The 17,902-nt window shown below is 41.1% G+C and carries 18 protein-coding genes; 17 read left to right on the forward strand and 1 reads right to left on the reverse strand.

The genetic code is table 11. The features are described from left to right. The first annotated feature begins 114 nt into the window (after positions 1-114). From ACKVDP_RS07350 to ACKVDP_RS07375, 6 genes are all read left to right on the forward strand, one after another. Positions 115-705 carry an RNA polymerase sigma factor gene (locus ACKVDP_RS07350; RefSeq protein WP_409228170.1) on the forward strand — a complete coding sequence of 197 codons (591 nt, stop codon included), beginning with the start codon at positions 115-117 and terminating at the stop codon, positions 703-705. Next, a complete protein-coding gene (locus ACKVDP_RS07355) occupies positions 702-1,811 on the forward strand; it encodes a PepSY domain-containing protein (protein WP_409228171.1) in 1,110 nt (369 codons plus the stop codon). The genes ACKVDP_RS07350 and ACKVDP_RS07355 overlap by 4 nt, the downstream gene beginning before the upstream one ends. A gap of 80 nt (positions 1,812-1,891) precedes the next feature. Then, entirely contained in the window at positions 1,892-3,190 is a 1,299-nt protein-coding gene (locus ACKVDP_RS07360) for a PepSY domain-containing protein (RefSeq protein WP_409228172.1), read from the forward strand. Between the two features lie 139 nt (positions 3,191-3,329). Beyond that, on the forward strand, positions 3,330-4,172 hold the full coding sequence (locus ACKVDP_RS07365) for a stalk domain-containing protein (RefSeq protein WP_409228173.1): 843 nt from the start codon (positions 3,330-3,332) through the stop codon (positions 4,170-4,172). Positions 4,173-4,238: 66 nt separating this feature from the next. Then, positions 4,239-5,144: an acetamidase/formamidase family protein gene (locus tag ACKVDP_RS07370; RefSeq protein ID WP_409228174.1), complete on the forward strand. Its 906-nt coding sequence runs from the start codon at positions 4,239-4,241 to the stop codon at positions 5,142-5,144. Between the two features lie 132 nt (positions 5,145-5,276). Beyond that, entirely contained in the window at positions 5,277-5,726 is a 450-nt protein-coding gene (locus ACKVDP_RS07375; RefSeq protein ID WP_409228175.1) for a universal stress protein, read from the forward strand. A gap of 55 nt (positions 5,727-5,781) precedes the next feature. On the opposite strand, the gene ACKVDP_RS07380 is transcribed toward ACKVDP_RS07375, so the two are convergent. Continuing rightward, entirely contained in the window at positions 5,782-6,678 is an 897-nt protein-coding gene (locus ACKVDP_RS07380; protein ID WP_409228176.1) for a LysR family transcriptional regulator, read from the reverse strand. A 124-nt stretch (positions 6,679-6,802) separates the two neighbouring features. On the opposite strand from ACKVDP_RS07380, the gene ACKVDP_RS07385 reads away from it, so the two are divergent. The 11 genes from ACKVDP_RS07385 (at position 6,803) to ACKVDP_RS07435 (ending at position 17,816) form a co-directional block, all read left to right on the forward strand. After that, on the forward strand, positions 6,803-7,765 hold the full coding sequence (locus ACKVDP_RS07385; RefSeq protein WP_409228177.1) for a 2-hydroxyacid dehydrogenase family protein: 963 nt from the start codon (positions 6,803-6,805) through the stop codon (positions 7,763-7,765). A gap of 120 nt (positions 7,766-7,885) precedes the next feature. Beyond that, the gene (locus ACKVDP_RS07390) at positions 7,886-9,025 is read left to right on the forward strand and encodes a pyridoxal-phosphate-dependent aminotransferase family protein (protein ID WP_409228178.1); all 1,140 of its coding nucleotides are present in this window, start codon (positions 7,886-7,888) and stop codon (positions 9,023-9,025) included. Positions 9,026-9,395: 370 nt separating this feature from the next. Further along, positions 9,396-10,040: a GntR family transcriptional regulator gene (locus tag ACKVDP_RS07395; protein WP_409228179.1), complete on the forward strand. Its 645-nt coding sequence runs from the start codon at positions 9,396-9,398 to the stop codon at positions 10,038-10,040. Between the two features lie 91 nt (positions 10,041-10,131). Then, on the forward strand, positions 10,132-11,139 hold the full coding sequence (locus tag ACKVDP_RS07400) for a C-terminal binding protein (protein ID WP_409228180.1): 1,008 nt from the start codon (positions 10,132-10,134) through the stop codon (positions 11,137-11,139). After that, complete coding sequence (locus tag ACKVDP_RS07405) at positions 11,132-11,821, forward strand: RraA family protein (RefSeq protein ID WP_409228181.1); 690 nt, start codon at positions 11,132-11,134, stop codon at positions 11,819-11,821. Before ACKVDP_RS07400 ends, ACKVDP_RS07405 begins: the two co-directional genes overlap by 8 nt. Then, positions 11,821-12,714: a dihydrodipicolinate synthase family protein gene (locus ACKVDP_RS07410; protein WP_409228182.1), complete on the forward strand. Its 894-nt coding sequence runs from the start codon at positions 11,821-11,823 to the stop codon at positions 12,712-12,714. The genes ACKVDP_RS07405 and ACKVDP_RS07410 overlap by 1 nt, the downstream gene beginning before the upstream one ends. Before the next feature lie 10 nt (positions 12,715-12,724). After that, on the forward strand, positions 12,725-13,726 hold the full coding sequence (locus ACKVDP_RS07415) for a 2-hydroxyacid dehydrogenase (protein ID WP_409228183.1): 1,002 nt from the start codon (positions 12,725-12,727) through the stop codon (positions 13,724-13,726). Between the two features lie 49 nt (positions 13,727-13,775). Continuing rightward, positions 13,776-14,804, forward strand: a complete 1,029-nt coding sequence (locus ACKVDP_RS07420; RefSeq protein ID WP_409228184.1) for a tripartite tricarboxylate transporter substrate binding protein — start codon at positions 13,776-13,778, stop codon at positions 14,802-14,804. Between the two features lie 56 nt (positions 14,805-14,860). Continuing rightward, positions 14,861-15,307: a tripartite tricarboxylate transporter TctB family protein gene (locus ACKVDP_RS07425; RefSeq protein ID WP_409228185.1), complete on the forward strand. Its 447-nt coding sequence runs from the start codon at positions 14,861-14,863 to the stop codon at positions 15,305-15,307. 16 nt (positions 15,308-15,323) lie between these two features. Next, complete coding sequence (locus ACKVDP_RS07430) at positions 15,324-16,865, forward strand: tripartite tricarboxylate transporter permease (RefSeq protein WP_409228186.1); 1,542 nt, start codon at positions 15,324-15,326, stop codon at positions 16,863-16,865. Positions 16,866-16,880: 15 nt separating this feature from the next. Further along, a complete protein-coding gene (locus ACKVDP_RS07435; protein WP_409228187.1) occupies positions 16,881-17,816 on the forward strand; it encodes a hydroxyacid dehydrogenase in 936 nt (311 codons plus the stop codon). The last annotated feature ends 86 nt before the right edge of the window (positions 17,817-17,902 follow it).

A 17,902-nucleotide genomic window follows, 5' to 3' on the forward strand; every position in this document is an offset into this window, starting at 1 on the left:
CCGGTCCCATTGTGTTACTTTTTTTGGGTATATAAATACGGATATGAATAATAATGATATTTGATGCAATAAAATCCACCGTTCAGCAGTTATAATATCAAAGGAGCAATGGAGATGCTTTTATTTACATTTGTCTATGATGACAATCCAAATGACAATCGGAACAACAAAATAGAAATAGACGAGAAGCTTTTCAAGAGACTTGCCAAGGATGACATGTCAGCCCTTGACGAGCTGTATGCCCTTACGGAAAGGACAATGTATGCATACTCCCTTTCTCTGACCAGGGATCACCAGGTGGCACTGGACCTTATGCAGGATACCTACGTTAAGATTCTTTCTGCTGCACATCTTTACAAGCCAATGGGAAAGCCCCTGGCCTGGATGTTTACAATTGCAAAGAATCTCCATTATTCCAATACAAAAAAGGAGAAGCGCAGTATTCCAATGGAGCCTGAGGAGGTGGCTGATGACAGAAGATTCTCCTATGTAACGGATATGGATGACCGCATTGTTTTGGAGGGTGTTCTGTCACTTCTTACAGAGGAGGAAAGGGAGATTGTAATGCTCCATGCAGTATCTGGAATGAAGCACAAGGAAATTGCTGATGGACTTGGACTCAACCTATCAACAACACTGTCAAAATACCACAGGGCATTGAAAAAACTGAGGGAATACCTTGAAGGAAAGGAGGCGAGGGCATGAAGGACAAGCAAATATTGGATAGCATAAAAAGATCTGTGGACATGGCACCCATTGATATGCTTCAGAATATCAAGGATGCACCCAGGACAAGGATGCTAAGACACGATGATATAACAAAACAGGAAGAAACAGTCAAAACTTATAGAAGATTCCTGCCCTACGCATCCGTAGCAGCTGCATTTATCATGGTATTCCTTGGATGGCAGTTTGGCACGAGGATGCCTGACAGCAGAATATACCTGGATGTGAATCCAAGCATTCAGATTACAACAAACAGACAGGACAGGGTAATCAAATTGATTGCTGAAAATGAGGATGGGGATAGATTGACAGAGGATCTGGATTACCGAGGAATGACCTTGTATGAGGTTACTGAGGAGATCCTTGACAGGATGATGAAGGAGAGGTATCTGGACAAGGATCACGAATTCCTTCTCCTATCTGTATATAATAGCAACCAGGAGAAGGCGGAAAGGCAGAAGAGGGAGCTGGATGCAAGAATTCACCAGCATCTACAGGCAAGGGAGCTTCAACCGATTGTACTTTCACAGAAGCTTGACAACACATCAACCATTGAAAGCTTTGCCAGGGAATACAACATTTCTGTCAGCAGAATGACCTTTATCAGAAACCTGATAATCCTGAATCCGGAGCTGAAGACAGAGGACCTGGTTGGCTTGACCATACAGCAGTTGGTAGAGCTGAGTCAGGGAATGGGATTGGATCTTGATAGGATAATCGATTCAGAGGATCTTGATAGGATTGTCCCACCACAGCCTCAACCTGAGCCAAGGCCTCCCGTAACGGCGGTAGATGACGATGATGACGACGATGACGACGATGATGATGACGACGATGATGATGACGATGACGATGATGATGATGATGATGATGACGATGATAATGGAATCACAAATCAGCAGATCATATCCCCAGCTCAGGCAAGAACAATTGCATTGTCAGTTGCCAATGGAACAATTACCGATTTTGAGTATGACGATGATGATTTGGAATATGAAGTGGAAATTGAACTTGGTGAACTGGAATATGAGATTACAATAGATGCAAGGACAGGAGCCGTTTTAGAGGTTGAGATAGATGATTAGAAAAAAGTTTTAAATTATATGCAATAAAAACACACCTCCAGGAGTTAACGTATTACAAAGGACAAAAGGAGGAACTGGAAATGAAACTTAAAAAGATTTATTACGCATTACCAATTTTCATACTGGCAATGGCGATGGTGGGATTTGTTGCAACACAGCCATCAAACTCATTGACAATGGATGTGAATCCAAGCATTGAAATAGTTACAAACAGACTTGACAGGGTTGTGGAAATCAATCCACTAAACAAGGATGCAGACGAGCTTCTGAGGGATTTCAACCCTAAGAACAGGAATCTTGAGGATACAGTCAATGACCTGGTTGACCTGATGATCCTGACAGGCTACATCAAGGGTGGAGAGGACAACTTTGTCATGATAACAGTTGATGATGACTCCATGGACAGCAGGTTGGTCCAAAAGGTAAACAAGGCCATAGCAGCGATGCTGGAGAACAAGCAGATTGAAGCAACTGTATTGAATCAGGCAATTGCCAGAGGTGAAGACGGTAGAAAATTGACCGGCGTTGAGCTTGCTGCCAGCAGATTGGATGGGCTTGACCATGACCTGGATGCTGATGATATAGCTGAAATGACAGTCAGGGAGCTTATCCATTATAGTAAAGGTAAAAACATACCAATAGAAAGCCTGTTTAAAGTGGCAGCCGGAAGCCTTGAGGTAAAGACAGAAGACAGAGCGATGATTTCAAGGGAGGCTGCAGAAAGGATAGCCCTTGAGAGAATCAATGGTGAAATCATAAAGGTAGAGCTGGATGACCTTGATGATGATGACGGACCGGAGTATGAGATTGAGATACTTGCAGACGGAGTAAAATACGAGATTGAGATAGATGCATACTCAGGTAGGATCAAGGAGTTTGAAAGGGACGACGATGACGATGACAGAAAAGACCACAGAAATGAAGCTGGTGGAAGCTTCATAACACCTGAGGAGGCACGAAAAATAGCTCTTGGCCTTGTAAATGGTGAAATCATAAAGGTAGACCTGGATGATGACGATGATGATCCCGAGTATGAAATCAAGGTAAGAAAAGATGGCCTTGTATATGAAATAGAACTGGATGCCAGAACTGGCAAGGTTGAAGAGTTTGAAAAGGACGACGATGACGACGACAGGACTTCCATCCAACCAAACGGGCAGCCACAGCAACCATCCAGAACGAGAATCTCGGCTGACCAGGCCAAAGCCATAGCCCTACAGCTTACCGGTGGGGGAAGGATAGTTGAGTTTGAATCAGATGATGATGAATATGAGATCGAGATTATTCAAAACGGGAAAGAGTACGAAATTGAAATCCACGCCTTTACAGGCAAGGTTCTTGACTTTGAGGTTGAGGATGACGATGACGACGATGATTAATAGATAATGTATGGGGAGGAGAAATCCTCCCTTTTATTATGCCAAAAAACACAATAAGAACCGGTCCCTTTGTGTCGTTATATTCATTATGTAATTTTAGACCTGTTTCTAGTATAATCAGAACTAGGGAGTGACTCAAATGAAGAAGATCATACTAATAATAATCCTGGCAATTATGCTTACCTATGTAATACCGGGAGTTCCCTCCTACACAGAAGAGGGGATAAGGCTATATGTAAACGGACATCATCTTTCGCTGGACCAGGAACCGGTTATAATTGATGGCAGGACCCTGGTTCCGGTGAGAAGGGTCTTGACGGCCTTTGGTGTAGACATTCAGTGGGATCCCAGTGACAGAAGTGTGGTGGCAACCTTTCCCAATACTACAATGGAGCTGGGAATCGATCAGAGCCTTGCCACTGTCAATGGACAGGAGCACATCCTGGAGGTTCCTCCGACAATAATCCAGGATAGGACCTTTGTTCCAGTTAGGTTTGTGGCTGAAAGCCTTGGAGCACGTGTGACCTGGGATGGAAATGAGCAGATAGTCTACATAGATTCAGAGAGGATCAATTATCACGGGGAATATAAGGTCAAAAGGGTTGTTGACGGGGACACCATAGTTGTGGATTACAAAGGCCAAGAGGAAACCCTTAGGCTCATAGGCATAGATACACCGGAAAGCGTGCATCCCGACCAGGAAAGGAATACGACAGAGGGCAAGGAGGCAGCAAGATACACCAAGGAAATTCTTGGAGGAAGGCTTGTAGGCATCCAGCTGGATGTTCAGGAGAGAGACCAGTACGGAAGACTTTTGGCCTATGTTTGGCTGGATGGGGAACTGTACAACAAAATGGTTGTTGAGGCTGGAATGGCAACTGTGGCTACCTATCCTCCCAATGTAAAATATGAAGAAATCCTTATTAAGGCTCAGGAAGAGGCAAGAATGGGAAAAAAAGGGTTTTGGAATAGTGTTTTTTAGGGTAGGGTTGATTTAGATGCTGCAGGGTATACACTAGAAGAGATAAAAATCCAGAGGAGGGGTACAATGCATAAACTGACAGGAGATAAGGTTATCTATACCTTTATGACAGACATGGAGCCGGTACTTACAATGAAGCCAGGTGAAGAGGTTCTGGTGGAGACAAATGACTGCTTCTACCAGCAGATTCAAAGTGAGGACCAGATAATGATGGAAATTGACTTTGATCACATCAATCCCGCTACGGGACCGATTTTTGTTGAGGGAGCCGAGCCAGGGGACCTTCTGAAGGTGGAGATTCTGGAGATAAATGTTGCCGACAAGGGGGTATCAGGAGTTGTTCCGGGAGAGGGGATATTGGGAGACAAGACCAAGAAGCCCTTAGTAAGGATAATCCCAATCAAGGACGGATTTGCCCATTACAAGGGACTCAAGCTTCCAATAAAGCCCATGATAGGTGTAATTGGAGTAGCCCCTTCAAAGGAGGATGGAGAGTGCCCCACAGAAACTCCATGGAAGCACGGAGGAAACATGGATACAACAGATATTGCCCAGGGAAACACAGTATACTTCCCCGTCAATCAGAAGGGTGCCCTGCTAGCCCTTGGTGACTGTCATGCAATTATGGGGGATGGTGAGATCTGCTTTACAGGACTTGAGGTGGCAGCACAGGTTAGGCTTAAGGTGGATGTCATAAAGGATAAGAAGGTGAACTGGCCTCTAATAGGGACAAGGGATTCAACCATGGTTGTGGCATCAGGGGAAGATGTGGACAAGGCAATCTACAACGCAACGGATGAAACCGTAAGGCTGCTGTCAAAGGCCCTCCATATGGACTTTGAAGAAACCTATCTGCTGACCAGCATAGCTGTCCACATGAAGATCTCCCAGGTTGTGGACCCCAGAAAGACCATACGCTCAGAGATACCCCACGCAATTATATCAACGGTCAAGCTCCTTGAGAATATCTAACACCTATGCCTGTGCCTTTGCACAGGCATTTTTTAAAATCCACAGTGCCATACTTTTAACAAAAATTCCTTAGGGTATATATGTGATAGGAAGTAAGGAAACAAGTTAGTAAATTGGATTGGAGGTAGCATTATGGATAAGATTTTAGTTCCAATTGATGGCTCACCTACATCTGAGCATGCAGCAGAAAGGGCAATCGATGTCGCCAAGAAGTACAACAGCAGCCTCACATTCCTGTTGATAGCCAAAAAGCCTGAAATTATCGGTACAGGTAGCGGTGGAACAGGAACAATCTTCGGCTCCAAGGAGTATATAGACGAGCTGAAGGAGGAGCAGGAAAAGACTATGAAGCATTTTATTGAAAAGCTTGATCTGGAAGGAATTCAGCACAACCAGGTAGTACTTTTGGGTGAACCCTACGAAGAAATCATCGAGCTGGCAGAGAAGGACAACTACGACCTGATTGTAATGGGCAGAAGGGGATTTTCCAAAATAACAAGGTTCTTCCTTGGATCAGTATCCCAGAGAGTTCTTTCAGGGGCTCCTTGCCCAGTATTGATCATTCCGGAGAAGGCAGACTAACAGATTAAATCAAGAGCCCTGACTCAAAGCATTTGAGTCAGGGTACATTTTTTGCCTAAATTTCAATACGGAGATCCAGTGCATCTGATGTGAATCTTATCCACTCCCTGCTGGCATAGCTCAGGTACCGGTTCTTTTTCCAGGTAATCAGCAGATTCAGAAATATCTTGGGGCTTTCCAGGGGAATAAACCTAAGGTTGTCGTTGTTCACATGGGCACAGGTAATATGGGGAAGGCAGGTTATGCCCATCCTTGATGCAACCATTTCAAGGATAAAGTCCTTCTGGGAGCTGTTGCAGATTATGTTCGGGGTAAATCCGTTCTGAGTGCAGCCTTCAATGATGGAATCATAGAGGGAAAAATCCTCCTTGAAGAGGACAAAGCCTTCGTCCTTTAGATCCATAAATGAAAGACTCTCCTTTACAGCCAGGGGATTATCCCCATGAACACCCACCATCAGCTGACTCTTCACCAAGGGATACAGATGGTATTCATCCCTGTCGGAAGGATAGGAGCACACAATCCCAACATCAAGATTTCCGTTTTCCAGCTCATCTATTATGACCTTTGAACCAACCTCTGTAAGCCTGATGTCAATGTCAGGATATTTGGCCTTGAAGCTGCCAATGACGCTGGGGAAAAAGGATGAACCGATTATGGGTGGAATTCCGATCCGGACTCTCCCTTTTTTAAGCTTGGAAAGATTTCCAAGCTCAACGGGAATATTATTAAGCCTGGAAAGGACATCCACTGAATGTCTGTACAGCTCCTTTCCTGCATCGGTCAATTGAATCTGAGGGATTCTGTAGAAGAGCTGCACTGAAAGCTCATCCTCCAGGGACTTGATTATCTTGCTTACAGAGGATTGGGTGATATACATTTCCTCGGAAGCCTTAGTGAATGAAAGTTGATTTGCCACGGTAACAAATGTCTCCAGCTGCTTAATGTTCATATAGACCCTCCATTCCATTTTGGAATCAATATCATTATAACAATGAATTTTACTAATGATTAACATTATAATATTATAAGAACTAGATAAAAGCAACTGCTGAATTTTGGAAAGGGAGGATAATATGAAAAAGATATTCATCACAGGAATGATACCGGAGATTGCATACTCAAAGCTGTCAGAAAGCTACGATGTTACCATGAACAGAGGAGAAAAACCACTTTCCAAAGACCAGATTGTTGAGGGAATAAAGGACAAGGATGCTCTTCTGTGCATACTGTCGGACAGGATCGACAGGGAAATAATGGAATCGAATCCAAACCTTGAGATAATTGCAAATTACGGGGCAGGCTTTGACAACATAGACCTTATGGCTGCAAGAGAAAATAGCATCCTTGTCACCAACACTCCACTTGTATCAACAGTATCCACCGCAGAGCTGACCTTTGCCCTGATGCTAGGAATAACCAGAAGGATTTCGGAAGGGGAAAGGCTAATGAGATCAGGTGGATTTCAGGGATGGGCACCCATGTTTCACCTTGGGACACAGCTGGAGGGTAAGAAGCTTGGGATAATCGGCATGGGAAACATCGGAAAGAAGGTTGCAAGGATAGCCAAGGGATTTCAGATGGAGGTTGTTTATCACAACAGGTCAAGAATGTCAGAATTTGAGGAGAAGGAGTATTCAGTCCAGTACAGAAGCCTTGAAGACCTATTGGGGGAGTCGGACATAGTCACCCTGCACTTAAGCTACCACAAGTCCCTTCACCATTATATCGGAGATAGGGAAATAGGGATGATGAAGGATTCAGCCTACCTTATAAACGCTGCAAGGGGACCTTTGGTTGATGAAAAGACTCTGCTTAAGGCTCTGGTGGATAAGAGAATCGCAGGGGCTGCACTGGATGTGTTTGAGCTTGAGCCCGAGGTCACAGAGGGCCTGGAGAAGCTGGACAATGTGCTGATCACACCACATATCGGGAATGCAACAATAGAGGCCAGAACATCAATGGCACAGGTGGCATCCGAAAATATAATTGACGCTTTGGAGGGTAAGGTTCCAAAAAATATTGTCAGGGCAGGTTAAAAAGTTGTCAGTTAGGTTTGACTTTCGTTTTCCCATGTTTTATAATGAATTTAACAATATAAAACAACTTTTAACATAAGTAAACGTACATGACAACAAAAAACTAGGAGGGAACAATCAATGAAAAACAGAAGACTGGTAATGATACCGGGACCAACGCCTGTTGTAAGATCAATTCAGGATCAGATGGGAAGAGAGACCGTGGCATTCGGGGATCCAGGATTTGTTAAGGATTTCAAGGAAGTACTTACAGACCTTAAGGAGCTTTGGGATGTAAACGGAGAGGTGTTTGTGGTTGCAGGCTCAGGAACCATGGCAATGGAGATGGCGCTTTCCAACACACTAAAAAGAGGGGACAATCTGCTGATTGTATCACACGGTTTCTTCGGAGACAGATTCATTGAGATTGCAGAGAAGAAGGGCCTTAATGTGGATGTTATCTCTTCCGAGTGGGGGAAAACGGTACCTGTGGCGGACATTGAGAAGAAGCTTGGCGAAAAGAGCTACCAGGCAATGACTGTAACCCATGTGGACACTTCAACTGCAGCAGTCGCACCCATAGCCGAAATCGGTGAAATGATGAAGAAGTTCCCTGAGACAATCTACATTGTTGATGGCGTTGCAGCAACAGCAGGTGAAGAGGAGTACCTTGGAAAGATGAACATCGATATACTGTTCACCGGATCACAAAAGGCATTCGGGGTTGCTCCGGGACTTGCAATACTATTTGCAAACCAAAAAGCCCTTGATAGAAGAAAATCACTTGGAAATATCCAGGAGTACTATATAGACTTTGAGAAGTGGATTCCTATAATGAACGACACTTCAAAATACTATGCAACACCTGCAGTAAACATGATCTGGGCTCTTCAGGAGTCAATCAGACTTATCAAGGAAGAGGGACTTGAAGAGAGATACGAAAGACACAGAAAGGTTGCCAAGGCCATGAGAGCCGCTCTTGAGGCGATGGGCTTCTCAATCCTTGCAGATCCAGCAAACAGGGCAGTTACACTTTCCTGCGTCCTTTATCCTGAAGGGGTTGAGGATGTCAAGTTCAGGACACTACTTGCAGAGGAAGGGGCACAGGTTGCAGGCGGACTGGGAGCATATGCAGGCAAGATGTTCAGAATCGGACACATGGGTAACATCGACATGCTTGACCTGACTGGTGCAATAACTGCAATTGAAAGAACCCTTTACAGAATGGGTTTTGACGTTCTAGGTAAAGGTGTTACAGCACTTACAAAAGAGCTACAATAATTTCAGCAAACCCTTGGGTTTGAGCAACATAAAGGAAACAAACTTCTGGAGATCCTTTGACATGTGGAACAAACTCCCTTATAAGGTTCACAACTATGTAAATCTCCTTTAATACTATGTATCTCCAGAAGGATGACTTTCCTGGACCCTATTTGATAGAGAGATTCTACCATGAATATATGGTGGGATCTTTTTTTTATAGCTGGTAAAATGATTTCAGAATGTGAGATAAGCGGGTATTGGAGTAATATAAGTATTCCAGTCTTGGATGCAATCAATCTAAAGATTATAAATTATAATCTTTAGATTGACATTAGCTTGGTACAATGTTAAAATTCCCTTAAGACAGGAAAAAAGGCAGGTCACTTCTATGAAATATAAGGGATTGAAGCAACAAGCACATGATATTATCAAGAAGATGCTTTTAAGTGGTGAAATAAAGCCAGGAGAAAGAATCCGTGAAGATTTGATAGCGGATCAGATTTCCATGAGCAGAACTCCTGTAAGGGAGGCTATAAATCAACTTATCGTTGAAGGATTTGTGAAGCAAATCCCAAGAAAAGGCATCTTTGCAAGAAAATTCACCATGCAGGAGCTGGTGGACATTGTAGAAGCAAGAACAGTTTTGGAGTCATACGCTGCTAGAAAGTGCGCAATAGAAGCAAGTGATGGTGATCTGGAAAGAATATCCATAATATTTGATAGACTTAAAGAAGCTCTAAGATGTGGTGACATGATAGAGGCTGGAGTTCTTGACGGTGAATTTCATAAGAGCATAGCACTTTATTCAAAGAATAGGAAAATATATAGCTATATTATTGATATTGAGGATGTCATAGTATATGCGAGAAGAATGGATGTATATAATATTAGACATAAATATACTGAAGAAAACTCAATCACCCAACATAAAGAAATTCTTGAAGCACTAATTTCTAGAAATCCAGATGAAGCAGAAAGACTAATGGGCAAGAATACAAGGGAAGTATTGAACAGGATGGTGTATGAGGAGTAGCTATTTATTTTTTTAGATTATAAATTATAATATATAATATATAATACATTAGAAGCTATACACTTTTGAACCGATGGAGGTGAGATACATAATGAAAGCAGTTATAGTTGATTATAAGTACCTAGGAGATGAAAACCTTTTCTTGCCTGAAATTCAAGCAGCTAGGGAAAATGACATTGAATTATGGCTGGAAGATTGCAAAACTGAAGAAGAAATAATTAATGTTGCCAAGGATGCAGATGCAATCCACTGCTGTGGGAATCCACCAATAACAAGAAGAGTAATAGAAAATCTGGATAAGTGCAGATTTATAATTAGATACGGTATTGGAGTGAACTCAGTTGATCTGGAAGCGGCTACCGAACATGGGAAAGTAGTTTATAACATGCCTGGATTCTGCACAGAAGAACTAGCTATCCATTCAACCGCACTTATTCTCAGTTTGCTTAGAAATGTAAACTTTTACGATACTAGAATACGAGCTGGAGAGTGGCCTAAAGCCAAAGGACCTACTCCTAGAAGACTTTCAGGTATGATTTTGGGCTTGTATGGTTTTGGAGGATCAGCGAAGCCAATGGCAGAAATCTTTGGAAAAGGCTTCAACAGTAAAGTTATTACAAATGATCCATTTGTTAGTGATGAAGTCTGCAGGGAATACGGTGTTGAAAAGGTATCGTTTGATCAGATGCTGGAGCAATCTGACATAATTTCAATTAACGCACCTTTGAATGAGTCTACATATCATATCTTTAACAAGGATGCATTTAAAAAAATGAAGAATAACGCAATGATTGTTAATATTGCAAGAGGTCCACTCATTAACGAAGAAGATTTAATTGAAGCGCTGAAGGCTGGAGAGATAAAATTTGCTGGGTTGGATGTATTCGAGAAAGAACCTATTTCAAATGATAATCCTCTACTCCAAATGGAGAATGTAGTACTTACGCCACACTCTGCCTTCTACGGAGAAGAATCACTACAGAATCAACATAATACAGCAGCAAGACTTCTTGTTGAATCTGTGGTTAATAGTAATTGGGTGATTGAGAATATTGCAAATAGACAAATAATAAAAGATAGGGGACTTGGAAATGGCTAATTTAGGATTTAGAGTATTCGAAGACTTTAAGAGACCAGATAGGGAATTGGTTGAGGCGTTTAAAGAAGTACCAGTAGCAAATATTGACGATAATATGGGGAGAATAGCTTGTGTAGACTCAGCAATTAAGCCATTCAATAAGGCTAAACTCATAGGGACAGCTTTTACAGTAAAAGTTCCTTTTGGGGACAATCTAATGTTCCATAAAGCATTGGATATGGCTAAAGAAGGAGATATACTCGTAATCGCAGGCGGTGGATTCTTGGAAAGAGCACTGTGTGGGGAAATCATGATAAATTATGCAATAATGAAGAAACTTTCTGGTTTTGTAATCGACGGGGCAATAAGAGATGCTGAAACTACCAGAAACGTTGATTTTCCAGTGTTTGCAAGAGGCATAAATCCAAACGGACCATATAAGAATGGTCCTGGCGAAATAAATGTACCAGTAGCAGTGGGTGGTCAAGTTGTTTTCCCTGGGGATATAGTTGTTGGAGATGAAGATGGATTGATATTCATCAGACCTGATGATGCGCCTGAATTACTGGAGAAAGTAAAAGCTTATCATAAGAATGAAGAAGTTATTTTAGATAGTATATCCAGTGGGCTAGGATTAGATAGAACTTGGGTAGAAAAAGCACTTGAAGAAAAGGGTTGTGAGTTTATTAAGGAGGTAAAATAATGGGAAAGATCCAGTTAAAAGGTGTAATGCCACCAATGATAACGCCATTCAAGGAACATGGCGATGTCGATTATGAAGGTTTTGTAGCAAACATCAAAAAATGGAATGAAACCGGTATGACAGGATATCTTGTACTTGGCTCAAACAGTGAGACTGTATATCTTTCAGAGGAAGAAAAGTTGGAGCTAGTAAGATTGGCTGCTGAGAATAAGAAGGAAGACAAGTTTCTCTTAGTAGGTAGTGGTATGGAGTCATTGAGAGAAACAATCAAGCTAACAAACGAAGCAGCCAAGCTGGGAGCTCAAGCAGCCTTGGTACTTACTCCAAACTATTATAATGCTGCAATGACAAGTGAGGCATTAATTAACTATTTTACTCAGCTGGCAGATAACAGTGATATTCCAATACTTATATACAATGTACCGAAGTTTACTCACATAAATATTAAACCAGATGCAGTTGCTGAGTTGTCAAGACATCCCAATATTATTGGAATGAAAGATAGCAGTGGAGATATGCCTCAGATGGCTACATGGAAAAGAATTGTGCCTGAAGATTTCAACTTGTTGGTTGGAACGGCATCAGCATGGTTTCCAGCATTGGCTTTGGGAGTAAAGGGATCAATACTTGCTCTTGCCAATTGTAATCCGAATGAGTGTGTTGAAGTTCAGGACTTATTTGACAAGGGAAACTGGGAAGAAGCTAGAGAACTCTACCAAAGAATGTTTCCAGTCAATGGAGCAGTAACAGGAGCATATGGAATACCTGGGCTTAAATATGTTTGTGACAAGCTCGGTTACGTAGGGGGCAATGTTAGGACACCATTAATGCCTGTTAAGGAAAGTGCCAAGGCTGAGCTGGATGAAATTCTTAAAAAAGCTCAGATAATTTAGGTGGTCTAATATGAAAAAATATAGAATTGCTACTTTTGATTTTGCTACTGAAGATATATATGAGGTTATTAGAAATCAATTTCCACCTAATTTTGAGCTTTTGACATTAACTGATGGATCGTTGGAGGACAGAATAAGGATTGGAAAGGAAGCTGACTTCTTTATTGCAGCAACAGGAGCAATTCCTACAGAGGTAATTGCTCAGGCTGAAAATCTCAAGATGATTCAGCAACAAGGCGTTGGTTTTGACAAGACGGACGTTGAGCTTGCAACGGAGAGAGGAATTGAAGTTTGTATTACTCCTGAGGGGACATCTATTGGTGTTGCAGAGCATGTAGTCCTTCTTATTCTCGCTGTCTACAAGAAAATAATAAAGATTTCAAATGAGATGTATGAAGGTAAATTCCCAATGTGGGACTATAGAACAGAATGCTTTGAAATAAATGGTAAGACAACTGGCTTTGTAGGATTTGGAAGAATAGCCAGGGAATCTGCCACAAGGCTTCAGGCATTTAATTCAAATATTGTGTTCTATGACAGCTATGTGAATATGAGCAAGGAGGAGCAGAAGCAACTGAATGTGAGGCAGGTTGGTTCCTTGGATGAACTTCTTCAGGAATCAGATATTGTGAGTATTCACGTTCCATCAAATGATGAAACTAAAGGCATAGTGGACAAGGAATTTTTCAGAAAGATGAAGAACTCAGCAATTTTTATAAATACTGCAAGAGGTGATCTTGTAAATGAAGAGGATTTCTTTGAAGCTATGAGAAGTGGTACAATTATGGGTGCTGGAATCGATGTTTTTCCAATGGAGCCACTTCAGACAGATAATGAATATATTAAGCTTCCAAATACTGTACTAACACCTCATGTATCAGCTGGCACAGTGGATGCACTAAAGGCTAAGATAAATCATGTGTGCGACAACATTAACAGATTCATAAATGGTGAGGAAACTCAACATTCTTTAAATAAAGATCTTATTAAGATAAACACTGGTTCAAAGTAAGCTTATATCTTAAGCTGCTTGAATAATAAATTAGAAAAGAGGGGTTTAAATGAAAAAGAATTTAATTGCATTGGTATTGGTTTTGATTATGACTATGACCTTTGTAGCAGGATGTTCACAGGATTCAGGCGGAAGTACACCTCCAGAGAACAGCGAACCTTCAGCTGAAAATACGGGTGGAGCAGGAAACTATCCAAACAAGCCCATCACTGTAAATGTAGGTTTCTCAGCGGGGGGATCATCGGATGTAATGGTAAGATTACTTGCTAATACTATGGAAAAGTACATAGGACAGCCAGTGGTAGTTGTTAACAAGCCTGGTGCAGGTGGATGGGTAGCTTGGGAAGAACTTGCTAAATCTACTAAGGCTGATGGATACACTTTCTCATTGATTAACTCACCAAACATTACTTTAGGTGCTTATGACCCAGTTAATCCAAGAGAGTTAACAATCGATGATTTTGATCTTTTAGCAAATCAAGTTACAGATTTCAGCGTTTTGGCAATAAGAAAAGATGAAACTAGATTTACTGACCTTGATTCATTGGTGAAGTTTGCTCAAGAGAATACTTTACTATCAGCTTGTTCTGCAATAGGGATAATATCTGACGATGCAACGGTTACAGAATTTTTCAATATGAACTATGGAACTGATTTCCAGATAGTTCAAACTGGTGGAGCCAAAGAAAGTGAGACAATGTTCCTTTCAGGTGATACAGATGTTCTTGCAGCAAACATAGGAGATATTTTACCTCAGTACAGGAATGGTGATTATAAGATAGTTGCAGTATTCTCTTCAGAGAGAGTTGATCTTATGCCTGATGTACTGACTGCAAAAGAGCAAGGTTATGGAGACATTGAAATGTATTCTGCAAGAGGGTATGCTTTGCCTAAGGGAGTAGATCCAGAAATAAGGGAAATCCTTAAGGATGCTCTTGAGCAAGCAATTAAGGATCCTGAAGTTGTATCAAAACTTGAAGAACTTGGTGCTGCAACAGACTACATGGAGGGTGAGGAATATTATAATTTCCTTCAGCAAAATATCATTAACTCAAAACAGATTTATGGAATAGAGTAATATAATTGGGGGGTACTTATGTACTCCCTAATATATACATTGAAGGGAGGATTAAGTTGAATACTAAGAATATTCATCAGGATGTTTTTATTAGCATAGTAATATTTTTATCCCTTGGATTTCTATTTATGGTTTCATTAAACATAAAGGGAGATTCAGGCTTGTTCCCAAGATTGGTAATTGGGGGACTAGCGCTGCTCAATACAGTTCTTTTATTTAGAGGTTTGATGAAAACGAAAGAAGCAAACGCTAATAATCGTGAGGTTGAGAATACAATAAATCTAGAGACGATAAAATGGCCATTAATAGTACTGGCTGTATCAGTAGTTTATGTTGCAATTTTTAATTTTACAAATTTTTTCGTTGCTTCAACTGTATTTTTAATAGGATTGATGAAACTTTATAAAATGAAATCATGGAAAACAATAATACTGGTAACTTTGGCTTTCAACATTTTCATATACCTTGGATTTGTATTGGCGCTAAATGTACCGTTAATCTAACGAGAGGAGGGTTTTAATGCAAGCACTTGAAATATTGGGAATGGTATTGAGTCTTGATGTTATTGTCGCACTGCTCATAGGTTTGACGGTATCCATCATTATGGGAGCATTGCCGGGTCTGAGTGCAACGATGGCAGTAGCATTATTGATACCTGTAACTTTTGGAATGAATCCCATAGCTGGTTTGGTAATGCTTACAGCTGTATATACAGGAGCTGTATACGGAGGCTCAATCACTGCAATTCTATTACATACTCCCGGAACACCTGCATCAGCAGCAACTGCAATAGACGGATATGCAATGGCTCAGAAAGGCGAAGGCTTCAAAGCAATAGGTGTAGCTACGGTTTCATCTGTAATTGGAGGAACAATTTCAGCTTTGGCACTTATTTTTCTTGCTCCGCCATTGGCACAAGTATCACTGAAATTTGGACCTTTGGAATACTTTTTCATGGCAGTATTTGGTCTTACCATAATTGGAAGTCTCGCTGGAGATTCGATGATAAAGGGACTCATGGGAGGTTTACTAGGCCTCTTCATTGGAATAATTGGTTTGGACCAAATGAGTGGAATCCCCCGGTTTACATTTGGAATACTAGCCCTTGAAAGTGGAATATCAATGGTACCAGCAATGATTGGTATGTTTTCGCTTTCTCAGGTAATGATTATGACTGAAGATATTTTCAAGGGGAAATCTATGTTAACAGATGATACAGGGACCCTTTTGAAGGGTAGATTCTTACCTACAATGAAGGAAATGAAAATTCTTTTGCCTACCATAATAAAATCATCAATTATTGGTGTATTCGTAGGAATACTTCCTGGAGCGGGTGGAGATATAGGCTCCTGGGTTGGTTATAATGAAGCAAAAAGATCCTCAAAAAATCCAGAAAAGTTCGGACATGGTGCTATGGAAGGAATCGCAGCAGCTGAGTCAGCAAACAATGCTGTAACAGGTGGGGCTCTTATTCCTCTACTTACTTTAGGAATACCAGGAAGTGCAGTAGCCGCGATATTACTGGGTGGTCTGATGATTCAAGGACTATCACCGGGTTATGAACTATTCAGCAAATACGCTGATATTACATATTCTGTGATGTATGGTTTCCTGCTGGCAAATGTATTCATGGGATTCATTGGTTATGTCATATCCAAGCAAGCTGTCAAGTTGTCAAAGGTTCCGATGACAATACTTGGACCAGTAATTCTTGGATTGTCAGTAGTAGGTTCTTACGCTATTCAGAATAGTATGTTTGATGTTTACGTAATGGTTTTCTTTGGATTTCTGGGATATTTTATGAGAAAAGCAGGCTTTGGAACTGCACCTACCATTCTTGGAGTAATTCTTGGAACAATGATAGAGTCAAATTATAGAAGAGCACTTGTTTTGTCAAAGGGCAGCATGATAGGTTATTTCTTCTCTAGACCTATTGCTGTATTATTGTTCGGTCTGGTAATAGTATCCATGTTTGCTCCTGTGGTAATGAAAAAATTGCAATCAAAGATGAAGGCTGATTTCGATGAGTTAGTCTCAGATGAAGATAGGGATATGGAATAGACAGGAGATGGAACTATGAAAACATATATATTTGACCCAATTCACCAGGTTGCTCTGGATGCTGCCAATGAGATAGGTGAAATTGTTAAATGGGATAATCCAGAAGTAAAAGAGTACTCTGATGCAGAAGCGATAATCGTAAGAACAACCATAGTGGATAAAAATAGAATCGATTCAATGCCAAAGCTAAGAATAATTGCAAAGCATGGAATCGGTACTGATAATATAGATCTTAAATATGCAAAGGAAAAAGGAATATTTGTAACCAACACCCCGACAGCAAATATGACTTCAGTGGCAGAACTAGCAGTAACACTAGCACTTAGCTGTGCGCGACAAATTCCAAGAAGTAATATGCTTACGAAAAATGGTCTTGAAATCCTTGCACCCAGAGAATTGACAGGCTTGGAATTGTCGGGAAAGACAGTAGGTCTTATTGGTGCTGGCAGGATTGGGCAAAAGATAGGGGAAATATTCCGTGAGGGCCTTGGTATGAATTTAAGTTGCTATGATCCATACCTTAGTGAGGAGTTAGCGGACAAGCTAGGTCTAAAAAAATACGACAAGCTATTGGACATGCTAAGAGATGCAGACGTTGTATCAATATCCGTGCCCTTGACTGAATCAACAATTAATCTTATTGCTGAAAAAGAGCTGGAAGCAATGAAAGAGACTGCAATACTTGTTAATACCGCCAGAGGTAAGATTGTCAACGAGAAGGCACTTTATGAAGCGCTATTGAATAACAGGATAAAATATGCTGCCATGGATGTGTTCGAAATTGAGCCTCCCAAGAAAGACAACCCTCTTTTGAGTCTAGATAATTTTATAGCTACACCCCATATTGGTGCAGCAACTGAAGAAGCCCTTGTCAATATGGGCTTGACAGCAGTTGAAGAGATAAAAATGGTCTTACAAGGAAAGACACCAAGATACATTGTAAACCAGTAAGAATTACCCCCCCCTCATATATTATTAAACAAGCAATCTCACTTGGTCAAAATGCAACCAAGTGAGATTGTTTGCTTTTTTCAATG

It is taken from the genome of Gudongella ferriphila, from assembly GCF_046224405.1.
Lineage (GTDB): Bacteria > Bacillota > Clostridia > Tissierellales > Tissierellaceae > Gudongella.